Here is a 12,505-nt window from a genome sequence, read left to right as displayed (position 1 = left end):
GATTCATGATAATAGCCTTTAACTTAACCCAATTATACTTTTTTAGAAACATTCGAGGATTCAGAGAAAAAAGGCTTTTGCAGATAAATATAATAGAAGATTTGAAAGATGAAATGTTGATAATTATGAATTGGATTAATCCAATTTTTAACACCGCATAGTCGATAATAAAATTGGAAATACAGCTTTTCATTATGATGGGGAGGGGGAAGGTGTATCTATATACATGGCCTACGGCCTTTTTCCCTTCCAAAATTTCAATAAAATAGAAAAAATCTAATTTCCTATAAAGAAAAAAGCTTTACTGGAAATTAGATGCGAAATCTCTGTCACCTCTATATTATGCTTTTTTAATTATACCAAAAAGTTCGATTAATACCTACAGAATTTTTACAAAAATTTATTCATTTATTGTAATTCCCCCCTACCTCATATATAATCGTTATTAGGGGATTAGGGGGTGTTATTTTGTCTAAACTAAAGAGTAATTATTACCTTAATATACTAAATGGAGTTTTTCAAGCAATCGCATTAAATCTTGCCACATCCTTTGCAGGTCTTTTTCTAAAGAGGCTAAATGCTGGAGATTCACTTGTTTCTCTTTTTAATTCTCTACCAGCTTTGTTTAGTATATTAGCTATATTTATTGGTGGTATAATTTTAAGTTCTACTCAAAACAAAAAAAGAACTACTTCTTTAATGTTTTTAATAACAAGAGTTTTTTATATCCTAATGGCACTTATTCCTTTTTTAAATGAAAAGTATAGGGCACTTATTTTTGTCCTTCTATATAGTTCTATGAACTTTCCAAACTCTATTGCTGTATTTTTATGGCAATCCTTCTTTGCTGATATTTTTCCTCCAGGACAAAGGGAACAGTATCTTTCAGTTAGAAATAGCATAGCAACCTTTGCAGGAACAGCTACAACACTTTTTGCTGGCTTTCTTCTTACAACACTTTCAAGCTCAAAGGCGGAACTTATTAAAACCTATCAATACATATTCCTAATTGCATTTATATTTGGGATACTTGAGGTGTTTGTACTCTGGAGGCATAAATACAATGCAAAGTCTTCCTATGCCGAAATTTCAACTGATAATAATAGGCTATCAATTGAATTTATAAAAAATCTACCTAATCAAAGGGAATACCTTATATTTATAACAACTGTTGTAATATTTCACTTCACTTGGCAGATGGGATGGCCTCTATTTTTAACCTATGAAGTAGATTATCTACACACAAATGAATTTTGGGCATCTATTATATCAACAATAAACGGACTTGCAATGGCCTTTGGATATAGATTTTGGGGAAGATTTTCTAAAAGTCGCGGAAACTCCCTTGCCCTTACATTAGCTGCTGTTGGAATGTCCTTTGCACCATTTATGTACGCAATGTCTACTAAAATTTATCACGTTGCCTATTTTGTAGTTATAACTGGACTTAGTGTTTCAGGTACTATGCTACTACTTTTAAACTCCCTTTATGAGGTTGCGCCAAGAGAAAACAGAACATCATATATTGCCTTTTATAACCTTGTAACAAATATAACCCTTGTAATTGCACCTTGGGTTGGAATGAGGCTCTATCAAGTCACTACAATTAGAACTGCTCTAATTATAGTTGGTGTTTTAAGGTTTATATCAGGTATGCTCTTTATATTACGACACAGAAGGGCCTAAAACCATTAAGGTTTCAGGCCCTTCTTTTTCTTCTCTACAATACTCTTTACATAAACAGACTCAAACTCATCCCTTAATATATCCATATAAATAACATCATATCTTTCTCCCGCAACTTCTATTGCCTCCCTCAACCTACCCGCATATTTAAAACCTACCTTTTCATAACACTTAATTGCATTTGTGTTATATCCATAAACCTTAAGATATACTGAATGTAGATTTAACATATTAAATGCATAATCTAATATTAACTCTATTGCTTCTTTACCATAGCCTTGTCCCCAATAAAATTTATCTCCAATTAATATACCAAGCTCTGCATTTCTTGATATCCAATTAATATTATGAAGTCCAATGTTCCCTACTAATTTATCTATTTCATTTACTACAATTGCAAAAACATTTTCTTTAGATAAATCTTCTATAATTTGCCTTTCACCTTGTGCAGTAATTGGAGTTTTCATTTCAAATAGAGCAATACTAACTTCCAAATCGTTTATCCATTCTGCATACTTTAAATAATCCTCTACATTTAATGGCGACAAATATATTCTCTCCCCTATAAACCTTTTAAAGTACATAATTATCCCCCCAAAATATATTAAACAACTATATAATAAATGTATATTAAAGATATTTCTCTTTTAATATTAAAATTATTATAATCTATGTGTATTTTTTTGTAAATGTCACATTTCACTTGGGTGGCACTTTTTGTTACAAACTTTTAATCTATGTAAGAGGTATACACTTTCATTGTATATTCAATTACTCTATTGAATAAATGCAATCTATTTTATGTATAAATATTATGTTTTATACAAGCCCTCTGTTTAAAAAAACAATATCCTGAATAAATTATTTTAAATTTTCAAAATTGTTAGTATACTCAAGTAAAAAGGAGATAAAATAATAATGTTGACAAAAATTCCGTTCATATAGGTGTTTTTGCCAATGTATAAGGTTTTACCTGCTTTATACATAAAATGTATAATGAATAATGTAAAATAATTGCAATTACAGTTGCAACAAAGGGGGGATAAAATGAATAGCCTTATAAACATCACCTCCGAGATTGGCAAACTCAAAAAAGTTCTATTACATAGACCAGGAAATGAAGTTGAAAACCTCGTACCCGAGTATCTCGGAAGACTGCTTTTTGACGATATACCCTATCTAAAAATAGCACAAGAGGAACACGACAAGTTCGCACAAGTACTTCGGGAAAACGATGTTGAGGTTGTTTACCTTGAAGAACTTGCAACTTCAGCTTTAAGTGATGACAAAATAAAAATTGAGTTTTTAGAAGAAATGATGGATGAGAGTAGAATTAACTCTCCTTCCCTAAGGCAGGCTCTAATCGAATATCTACTTTCTATGCCTACAAGTTCTATGGTAGATAAAATAATGTCTGGTATAAGAAAAGAGGAAATTAAAATTAAAGAAGTAACATCCCTTGCTGACCTAATGATGGACGACTATCCCTTCTATTTAGATCCAATGCCAAATCTTTATTTTACTCGTGACCCCGGTGCAGCAATTGGTAATGGAATTACACTTAATAAAATGCATACTGAGGCAAGACGACGCGAGACTCTCTTCTTAAAATATATCCATAAATATCACAAAGACTTTAAAGAATCTAATATACCCCTATGGTATGACAGAACATTACCCTTCTCAATTGAGGGTGGAGATGAACTAATTTTATCAAGTAAAGTAGTAGCAATAGGCTGTAGCGAAAGAACTTCACCAGAGGCTATTGAAATAGTTGCTAAAAATCTATTTAAAGAAAACACAGGATTTGAAAAGGTTCTTGTTTTTGAAATACCAAAATGCAGAGCCTTTATGCATCTTGATACTGTATTTACTATGGTTGATTATGATAAGTTTACAATCCATCCAGCTATTCAAGGGCCATTAAGTGTATATGAAGTAACTAAAGGTGCCAACAATACATTAAAATTCAAGCACAATACAAGTCCCCTTGAAGAAATATTGAAGGATGCACTAAAACTTGACAGCGTTGAGCTTATAAAATGCGGTGGTGGCGACTTTATAGTTGCAGGACGTGAACAATGGAATGATGGTTCAAACACTCTATCAATAGCACCAGGTGTAGTCATAACCTATGAAAGAAACTATGTAACAAACGAAATTTTAGATAAAAAAGGAATAAAGGTATTATCCATTCCAAGTTCTGAGCTATCCCGCGGACGTGGTGGCCCAAGATGTATGAGTATGCCTCTATATAGAGAAAATATTAATCTTTAAAATAAATTTTAAATTAAGAAAGGGGAAATAAGTATGCCAGTTAATTTAAAAGGAAGAAGCTTTTTAACACTTATGGACTTTACTCCAGAGGAAATTAGATACTTACTTGATTTATCCCACGATTTAAAATCTAAAAAAAGAGCTGGAATAAGAAATAACCTTCTTGCTGGGAAGAACATAGTTCTTCTATTTGAAAAAACTTCAACAAGAACAAGATGTGCCTTTGAAGTTGCTGCATTAGATGAAGGTGCCCACGTTACATTCCTTGATTCAAATAGTTCACAAATGGGCAAAAAAGAATCCTTAGAGGATACTGCAAAGGTTCTTGGAAGATACTACGACGGAATTGAGTATAGAGGATTTGACCAAAAGGTTGTTGAAGATTTAGCAAAATTCTCAGGTGTACCTGTATGGAACGGTTTAACTGACGTTGACCATCCAACACAAATTCTTGCTGACCTTATGACAATTGAAGAACACGTTGCAAAACCACTTAATAAGGTTAAGGTTGTATTTGTTGGAGATACAAGAAACAATATGGCCTATGCGTGGATGTATGGTTGTGCAAAGATGGGTATGCACTTTGTTGCATATGGCCCAAAGGAACTTTGGCCACAGGAAAATACAGTTGAAAAGGTTCGTGAAGTTGCGAATCAAACAGGTGCAGTAGTTGAAATAACCGACAATATAGAAGCTCTAAAGGGTGCAGATGTAATCTACACAGATGTTTGGGCATCAATGGGAGAAGAAGCTCAACTTGCTGAAAGAGTAAGACTTTTAACTCCATTTAGAGTAACTATGGATATGCTTAGAGCCACAGAAAATCCTGATGTAATATTTATGCACTGCCTACCATCCTTCCACGACTTTGAAACTAAGATGGCAAAGGATGCTATGGAAAAGATGGGCCTTGATATTAGAGAAGTTACTGATGAAGTATTCAGAAGCAAACATTCAGTTGTATTTGATGAGGCTGAAAACAGAATGCATACAATAAAGGCGGTTATGGTTGCTACTCTTTAATAAGTAAACAAAAAGAATAGGGGGATAAATATGGCAAGAATAGTAGTAGCTTTAGGTGGAAACGCACTTCAAGCTAATCCAAAGGATATATCGGCAGAGGCACAACTTGAAACTTGTCACCACACTGCAAAGGCAATAGTTGATTTAATAGAGGATGGCCACGAAGTTATAATAGCACACGGTAATGGTCCTCAAGTTGGACAAATTGTTGCAACCTATGAGGCCGCAAATGCACAGGATAGCTCAAAACCTGTTATGCCATTTCCTGAATGCGGAGCTATGAGCCAAGGATATATAGGATACCACCTACAACAGGCAATAAGAGAAGAAATGCTAAGAAGAGACATTAAAAAGTCTGTTGCAGCAATTGTTACTCAAGTTGTAGTTGATAAAAACGATCCAGGATTTAAAAATCCAACAAAGCCAGTTGGTTCCTTCTTTACAGAAGAACAGGCAAAAGTTTTAATGGCTGAAAAGGGATATGTAATGAAGGAGGATGCAGGACGTGGCTGGAGACGAGTTGTCCCATCTCCAATGCCAGTTGCTGTTGTAGAAGAACCAATCGTAAAGACACTTGTTGAGGCTGGACACGTTGTTATCACTGTTGGAGGCGGTGGTGTTCCTGTTATTATGAAGGAAGATGGAACACTTGAGGGTGTTGCAGCAGTTATAGACAAAGACCTTGCCTCCGAGAAGATTGCGGAACTTCTTGATGCAGATGAACTTGTTATACTAACTGCTGTTGAAAAGGTTGCAATAAACTTCAATAAACCAAATCAAAGAGACTTAGATACATTAACTGTTGAAGAGGCTGAAAGGTATATTGAGGAAGGTCACTTTGCTCCAGGCTCAATGCTTCCAAAGGTTAAGGCTGCAATGATGTTTGCAAATTCAAAAGAAGGAAGAAGGGCTATAATAACTTCCCTTGAAAAGGCAAGAGAGGCATTAAAGGGCTTAACTGGAACAGTAGTTATAAGATAAAAAATCCGCTTTGGTTTTACCAAAGCGGATTTTTTAAGTAACAATATAAATTTATAATGAGGAACAAATCAATCTAAACCTTAAATTTTAATATAATTTCTTCTACTTTAGAAGACACATTTTCAAGTTCTACCATTAAATTTTTAACATTTTCAACAGCATTAACTTGTTCTTCCGATGCTGCACTAATTTCATTAATTGAAGCTGTTGTATTTTGAGATATATTTGAAATTTCGTAAATAGAATTTATAACTTCTTCTTTACTTTTATCAATTTCATTAACCACATCACCAAATTTACTTATTCCAAATGCAACCTCTTTAAAAGATTCATTTATTTCATTAAATATTTCAATTATTCTATTAATTCCTTGCGTCTGATTATTAAGTACTACCGCTATATTTTCCATAGCAAAGGATGTACTATTTACATTTTTATCTATATCTTTTATTATGTTTGCTATCGTATAAGCAGACTTCTTCGAGTTGTCTGCAAGTTTCCTAACCTCATCGGCAACTACCATAAATCCACGTCCTGCTTCTCCAGCTCTTGCAGCTTCAATTGCAGCATTTAATGCCAGCAGATTCGTTTGCTCAGCAATTTCATTAATATTATTTAATATAGATTCAACATTTTTTGTACTCAATGTTAAATCATTGGACATCTCTTTAACATTGTTGATATTTTTTACATTTTCATCAAATTCATTTATAATACTTTTAATATATTCAATACCACTTAAGCTTTTTTCCATTGCTACTTTAGATTTTTTTTCTAACTTTTCAAATATCTCAAGAGATTCTCTTAACTGTTTTCCAAAACTATCTACCCTGCTGCTACATAAACCTGCCATATCATTTTGTTTGTTAGCTCCCTCTAAAATTGATTGTATGCTTGCAGAAATTTCATAAATTGCACTATGTAGTTCATATACACTTGAACTTACATTACTTGCAACTTTTTTAGATTCATTGATTGTTTTCGTTGTTCTTTCAATCATAGCTCTTAAATTGTTTATCATATTGTTAAATGTATTCGATAATTTACCTATCTCATCTTTTGTATTTACATCAACACTTATTGTTAAATCTCCACTTTCAATACTCTTGGTTGCTTGTACTATTTTATCTAATGGCTTTAACAATTTATTCATATATACTATTAGTGTTAACGTAACTATTAATACAAATAAAGTTCCTATAATCAAAATATAATTTATAATTTTAATAGTATCCTTTAATAATAAACCTTTTGGAATTTCATATACCAACTTCCAACCATTTTGAGCTGTTGAATATATTATTAATTTTTCCTTAGAATTATCGTTAACATAAAAATGCCCTTGCCCCTTATTTAAATTATCTTTTTTAATTTGAACTAAATCTTTACCTATTAAATTAAGATCTGGATGCGATATTATTTTCCCCTGCTCATTTACAATATACATAATTGACCCATCATTGTTTTTAATCAGTGCTTTTGAAAATTTTAATGGACTTAAACTGATAACAAGAAGTCCCAATTTTTTACCAGAATCTAAATCTTTAACTATTGAATAATTGCTTACCGTTATATCATCAATAAAACCTAAATTTAATTTTATTGGCGGTGTCCAATAATTAGAGCTATTAGATTCTATAAATTCTTTATAATATGGAACTTTATCAGTTGTAATGTCACTTTTAATATTTGGATAACCATAGTTTATTTTGTTATCAACTATTATAAAAACATCACTTATTATATCATTTGATAATGCTATAGAAGATATTTTGCTCTCTAAAGCTTTAGTAGCCAATAATTTATCATAATCATCTTTATAATCTTTTTGCAAAGTCTCAATCAAATCTTTATCTGATAAAATTTGTATTGCATAGTTGTTTATACTTTTTGTAATATACTCAATATAATTTTTGTTTTGCTCTAATACTTGATTTGCAGAATTGATATACTGCCTTTTTGCAGATGCCATCAATACATTATATATCATTCCAAGTAAAAACAAAAAAGCTAACATTGTTAACACACTAATAATTCTTATTAATCTTATCGATAACTTCTGCTTTGAAAAAATACTATTTTTTTTAATTGTGGCAATTATATTTTCCATTACAACCCTACCCACCTTTTGTACACATTTTATTTATCCACTTTAAGTATTAATGAAGCCGTTTCTGGAGATATTACATTTGTATGTAAGCCAGTCGCTATTTCAAAACCCGCATGTATAGAAATTCTTGGACATATTCTAATTTGAAAATGATAGTACTCATTTTCATCTCTAATAAAATCAAAAAACAAATTGTATGCTACATCTCCAACATTTCTTTGTAATCTATTCAATGCATTTAAAATAATACTTCCTAATTTTCTTATTTCTTCATCATTCATATTCAATATACTACTTTTATGTATAAGTGGAGCAATAGCCATTTCATAAGGGAATATGGATGCAAAGGGGCAGTAAATTATATATTGTTCGTCAATATATACTATTCTTTCTTTATTTTGTATTTCATTTTTAATAATGTCACAAATAAAACATCTTCCATTTTGATAGAAATACTCCCTTGTTTTTTTCTTCTGTTTTATTATCTTTTCAGGCATCTTTTTATTGCGATAATTTGAGAATGAGGATGTTCTAAAGACGCACCAGCCTCTTTCTTGTAGTTTTTAAAAATTTGAACATATTTTACATCTTGCTTTTTATATAACTCCTCACTTACTTTAATAAAGCTTTTAACAACTTTATATATTTCATCCTCACTCATTTCGTGTAGATTTTTACTATGGTCAGCTGTTTCAATAACAACATAATGATAACCTGTTATAGCACCTTCTCTACCAAGTATAGGAAATTTATTTTCTACCACTCTAACATCCCAAGGATCACCATCCCTATAAACTTCAGGTGGTGTTTGTTCTTCATTTCCTACACAAAATGGACAGTTTTCTTTGAATGAAATCTTTTCAACAACCTCTTTATCCTTATAATCCTTTGGTCTTTTTAGTCTTGACTCTACTATCAATATTTGTTCATTTGTTATTTCATTCAATCTAAACTCTGCCATAATTAATCACCTAACATTCCTTTCATTTTTCTAATTAAATTTTCTTCTTGAGCTCCTGTATAGTAATAATCTTCAATCTCTTCTCTTTTTCCTAAAGCCTCCTCAATTACCTTAAGATATCCAACTGCAGTTGCTCTCCAAGTATATTTTGATTCTACTCTTTCTATTCCAAGCCTTTTATACATATCAAAGTTATCCAGTGCTTTAATGAGTCCCTCTGCTATGTCCTCTGGATTTTCTGGATCAACTACAACTCCATATCGTCCCCTATCCACAGTCTCAAGAGTTCCTCCATTTTTTGTTACAACCGCAGGAAGACCAGCATACATAGCTTCAATTGGAGCAAGTCCAAAGGGTTCATACAGTGCTGTTAAACAAAAAACTGATCTTAACCTACTAAAAAACCTATATGCAGAAGCAAGCTGCTTTTGGCCATTTATAGGGAACATCGATACCTTTCCATAAAGATTATATTGTTTTATAATTGACATAATTTCATCCATTATTTCCTTCTCTTCAACATTTAAATTTGAATAATCCTCAAAGGCATTTTCTACATTTCTTAAAACAATAACAAGGTTTGCCTTCTCCTGCAACTTTTTATTTTTTGCAAAGGCAAGAACTGCCCCTTTATGATTTTTCTTCTTATCAAATCTCGATGATAAAACAACGTATTGAAGATTTAATCTATCTTCAGCAATGTCTCTCCTTAAATATTTGTATATATATTCTTTTGTTTTATCATCCTCTTCTCTATATTCATAGGTAAATACCTTTGTGTTTACACCCGGTGGAATTACTTTAAACTTCTTATCGTCATTTACATCAACTGCACCTTCATAGTATTTATGACCATACTGATTATATCTTTCCTGTGCTGTTGAAACAATGTTCACATAGGATCTATTCATTGCAATTCTCTCTGCAAATATTCTCTTTGAAAAGTTGAATCTTCTTTCAAATTCATCAAAATTTTCTTTATTGACACCTAACTTGTCCATCTTTTGTGCACCAAGGGAATGAGCTGTAAAGGTAAATGGAACATCAAATATATTTGAAAGTATTGCACCAACAAGTCCACCATCTGCATAATGAGTTGTTATTGCATCAGGCTTTGTATTTTCTTTTTTGTAGAACTCAACTATCCCATTTATAAATTCATTTGCAAGATAAGGCCAAAGTTGTTCCTTTGGTAAAAATTTGTCACCTCCAAATGGTATTCTAACTACTCTAACATTTTCATTGCCGTGATAAATTTCAACATCCTTTGAAAACCCTACCCATTCATCTTCAACTATTTTTCTTGTAATTATATCTACTTTAACCCCCATTTCTCCAAGAGCAAGTGCAACTTCCTTTACATATACAAGCTGTCCTCCAAAATCAGGATGCTGTGTCCAGTAACTGTCTTTGTTATCAAAATTTCCTTGCGGATTAATGAATGCTATTCTCATACTTACCTCCTATACATTAAATTCTTTTATTAAATCCTCATATTTTGGCATTGGCGAAATAGCACCAATATATTTTAATTTAAAAGCACTTGCAGCAAGTCCAACCTTTACTGCATCTTCAACATTTCTGCCCTTTATTATTCCTGTATAAAAACCTGACCAAAAGGCATCTCCTGCACCTGTCGTATCCTGAACTTCTGTCGCCAATGTATTAAACTGTACCATTTTATTTTTATCTGCAACTATAACACCATCCTTACCAAGTGTCATAACAACAACATCTGCACCAAGTTCAAGGAATTTTTTAATTTGATTTTTAGGAATATCCTTCCCAAACAATCTTTCTGCATCATCCTCCGACGGCTTTATAAAATCTACATACTTTATTATTGATTTTATATATCCTATTGCATCAAAATCTTTGTCCCATAAATCCCTATGATAATTGGGATCAAAACCTATTAATGTTCCACTTTCCTTTGCAGTTTTTATTGCCTTCTCTACTACTTTTCTTGATCTTTCTCTTGATAGTGGCCACGTTGAAAAATGCATAATCCTTGTATTTTTTATTGCTTTATCTAATTCCTCTGTATATTCTATTTCATAATCTGCACCTCTATAAAATATAGGTACAGGTGTCCCCCTTGACCTTGTAACAACCACCATACTTGTTGGACAAGTTGTTCTTCCTATAAGGGATGTATCTATTCCTTCATTTTGTAGATGGGAAACAAGAAAATCTCCAAATCCATCAAATCCCACACTTGAAACTGCCCTTGAATTTAATCCTAATCTTTTAGTATTTATTACTATATTAGCGGGTGAACCACCAAAATTTTTTATATATTCTTCACTTGAAAAATCTTCAGCAAAGTCTTTAGATATCATATCTATTAATATTTCTCCAACTGTCAAAAGGTCATATTCCCTATTGCTAAAGATTATTTTTTCTTCTATATTCATTTTTATCACTCCCTCTTTGAAAAGCTTTTCAAAAATAATTAAAAAAATTATATACTACTCTGCCTTTCTATTATTTCATATTCTATAGGTATCCTTTTTTCATCTCCAATTCCATCTAAGCATTTTATAGCAGCCTTTACAGCTAATACTCCTGCATTATAAAAATCAATTTTTATAGTTGATAAGGATGGGGTGTAGATCTTTGCTATTGGATTATCGTCAAATCCAACAACCTTTATATCCTGTGGTACTTTAATATTATTGTCTAATAGATATTTAATTGCACCAAGTGCCATAAAATCATTTGCCGCAAAAACTGCCTCTACTCTATCTTGCTCCAATATCTTTTTCATATTTTCATATCCAGACGTAATTGTAAAATCTCCATCTTTATATATCAAATCCCTTTGGTTTATACCATTTTCAATAGAAGCCTTTAAGAATCCAATATATCTATCATATCCAGCAGATTTATCCCAAAGTGGTCCTGTAATCATAGCAACCTTTTTTATTCCTTTTGAATATAAATATCTTACTGCATCATAGGAGGCTTTAAGATTATCTAAATTAATAGAAATTAATGATTTATATTCAAAATCTTGCCCAAAAACCACAAATGGAATATTTGAATTGTCTAAATGTTGTTTATGTCTATCTGTTAAAATAGTACCTGCAAATATTATTCCGTCTACCCTTTTTTCTTTAAGTATTTCAAAACATTCAACTTCCCTCTCTGGTTCATTTCCTGAAGTCATTAAAATTATATTATAGCTATTTTGTCTTGCCTCTTTTTCTATTCCCTTTACAAACTCTGAAAAATTTATATTTGATATATCAGGTACAACCACACCTAATGTAAAGGTCTTATTATATAGTAATCCTCTTGCCAAGGCATTTGGTTTATATCCTGTTTGTTCTAATACCTCTAAGACTCTCTGTCTTTTTTCCTCATTTACATTGGCACTATTATTTATAACCCTTGATACAGTTGCAGGCGAAACTCCCGCCAATTTTGCAATATCCCTAATGTTTAACATAGCAACTCTCCTT

General features: G+C 31.8%; 11 protein-coding genes. 4 read left to right on the top strand and 7 right to left on the bottom strand.

Annotated elements, in window-relative coordinates:
* The first annotated feature begins 468 nt into the window (after nucleotides 1-468).
* Nucleotides 469-1,686, top strand: coding sequence for an MFS transporter (locus BUB63_RS07385; RefSeq protein WP_073248813.1), 1,218 nt, complete (start codon nucleotides 469-471; stop codon nucleotides 1,684-1,686).
* Between the two features lie 5 nt (nucleotides 1,687-1,691).
* Here the strand turns inward: BUB63_RS07385 and BUB63_RS07380 are convergent, their stop codons facing one another.
* Entirely contained in the window at nucleotides 1,692-2,270 is a 579-nt protein-coding gene (locus tag BUB63_RS07380) for a GNAT family N-acetyltransferase (protein WP_027308492.1), read from the bottom strand.
* 463 nt (nucleotides 2,271-2,733) lie between these two features.
* On the opposite strand from BUB63_RS07380, the gene arcA reads away from it, so the two are divergent.
* From arcA to arcC, 3 genes are read left to right on the top strand one after another with little or no spacing between them, the layout of a single operon-like run.
* Nucleotides 2,734-3,963: an arginine deiminase gene (gene arcA / locus BUB63_RS07375; RefSeq protein ID WP_027308491.1), complete on the top strand. Its 1,230-nt coding sequence runs from the start codon at nucleotides 2,734-2,736 to the stop codon at nucleotides 3,961-3,963.
* 33 nt (nucleotides 3,964-3,996) lie between these two features.
* Complete coding sequence (gene argF, locus BUB63_RS07370) at nucleotides 3,997-4,986, top strand: ornithine carbamoyltransferase (RefSeq protein ID WP_027308490.1); 990 nt, start codon at nucleotides 3,997-3,999, stop codon at nucleotides 4,984-4,986.
* A 30-nt stretch (nucleotides 4,987-5,016) separates the two neighbouring features.
* The gene (arcC, locus tag BUB63_RS07365; RefSeq protein WP_073248811.1) at nucleotides 5,017-5,967 is read left to right on the top strand and encodes a carbamate kinase; all 951 of its coding nucleotides are present in this window, start codon (nucleotides 5,017-5,019) and stop codon (nucleotides 5,965-5,967) included.
* 73 nt (nucleotides 5,968-6,040) lie between these two features.
* On the opposite strand, the gene BUB63_RS07360 is transcribed toward arcC, so the two are convergent.
* Genes BUB63_RS07360 through BUB63_RS07340 form a run of 6 tightly spaced genes read right to left on the bottom strand, consistent with a single transcriptional unit; the run spans nucleotide 6,041 to nucleotide 12,492 of the window.
* The gene (locus BUB63_RS07360) at nucleotides 6,041-8,077 is read right to left on the bottom strand and encodes a methyl-accepting chemotaxis protein (RefSeq protein WP_073248809.1); all 2,037 of its coding nucleotides are present in this window, start codon (nucleotides 8,075-8,077) and stop codon (nucleotides 6,041-6,043) included.
* A gap of 29 nt (nucleotides 8,078-8,106) precedes the next feature.
* A complete protein-coding gene (locus tag BUB63_RS13235) occupies nucleotides 8,107-8,574 on the bottom strand; it encodes an HIT family protein (protein ID WP_084106610.1) in 468 nt (155 codons plus the stop codon).
* Nucleotides 8,559-9,038, bottom strand: coding sequence for a galactose-1-phosphate uridylyltransferase (locus tag BUB63_RS13230; RefSeq protein WP_084106608.1), 480 nt, complete (start codon nucleotides 9,036-9,038; stop codon nucleotides 8,559-8,561). The genes BUB63_RS13235 and BUB63_RS13230 overlap by 16 nt, the downstream gene beginning before the upstream one ends.
* Nucleotides 9,039-9,040: 2 nt before the next feature.
* Complete coding sequence (locus tag BUB63_RS07350; protein ID WP_073248807.1) at nucleotides 9,041-10,492, bottom strand: glycosyltransferase; 1,452 nt, start codon at nucleotides 10,490-10,492, stop codon at nucleotides 9,041-9,043.
* A 9-nt stretch (nucleotides 10,493-10,501) separates the two neighbouring features.
* Nucleotides 10,502-11,455, bottom strand: a complete 954-nt coding sequence (locus tag BUB63_RS07345) for a carbohydrate kinase family protein (protein WP_073248805.1) — start codon at nucleotides 11,453-11,455, stop codon at nucleotides 10,502-10,504.
* A 47-nt stretch (nucleotides 11,456-11,502) separates the two neighbouring features.
* On the bottom strand, nucleotides 11,503-12,492 hold the full coding sequence (locus BUB63_RS07340; protein WP_027308485.1) for a LacI family DNA-binding transcriptional regulator: 990 nt from the start codon (nucleotides 12,490-12,492) through the stop codon (nucleotides 11,503-11,505).
* Between the last annotated feature and the right edge of the window lie 13 nt (nucleotides 12,493-12,505).

Source organism: Caloramator proteoclasticus DSM 10124 (assembly GCF_900129265.1).
Classification (GTDB): Bacteria; Bacillota; Clostridia; order Clostridiales; family Caloramatoraceae; genus Thermobrachium; species Thermobrachium proteoclasticum.
This window is presented reverse-complemented; position numbering and strand designations above follow the sequence as displayed.

Excerpts from the sequence above, each read along its gene's own strand:
- BUB63_RS07380 (WP_027308492.1), bottom strand. The coding sequence starts at position 2,270 with ATGTACTTTAAAAGGTTTATAGGGGAGAGAATATATTTGTCGCCATTA.
- arcA (WP_027308491.1), top strand. The coding sequence starts at position 2,734 with ATGAATAGCCTTATAAACATCACCTCCGAGATTGGCAAACTCAAAAAA.
- argF (WP_027308490.1), top strand. The coding sequence starts at position 3,997 with ATGCCAGTTAATTTAAAAGGAAGAAGCTTTTTAACACTTATGGACTTT.
- arcC (WP_073248811.1), top strand. The coding sequence starts at position 5,017 with ATGGCAAGAATAGTAGTAGCTTTAGGTGGAAACGCACTTCAAGCTAAT.
- BUB63_RS07360 (WP_073248809.1), bottom strand. The coding sequence starts at position 8,077 with ATGGAAAATATAATTGCCACAATTAAAAAAAATAGTATTTTTTCAAAG.
- BUB63_RS13235 (WP_084106610.1), bottom strand. The coding sequence starts at position 8,574 with ATGCCTGAAAAGATAATAAAACAGAAGAAAAAAACAAGGGAGTATTTC.
- BUB63_RS13230 (WP_084106608.1), bottom strand. The coding sequence starts at position 9,038 with ATGGCAGAGTTTAGATTGAATGAAATAACAAATGAACAAATATTGATA.
- BUB63_RS07350 (WP_073248807.1), bottom strand. The coding sequence starts at position 10,492 with ATGAGAATAGCATTCATTAATCCGCAAGGAAATTTTGATAACAAAGAC.
- BUB63_RS07345 (WP_073248805.1), bottom strand. The coding sequence starts at position 11,455 with ATGAATATAGAAGAAAAAATAATCTTTAGCAATAGGGAATATGACCTT.
- BUB63_RS07340 (WP_027308485.1), bottom strand. The coding sequence starts at position 12,492 with ATGTTAAACATTAGGGATATTGCAAAATTGGCGGGAGTTTCGCCTGCA.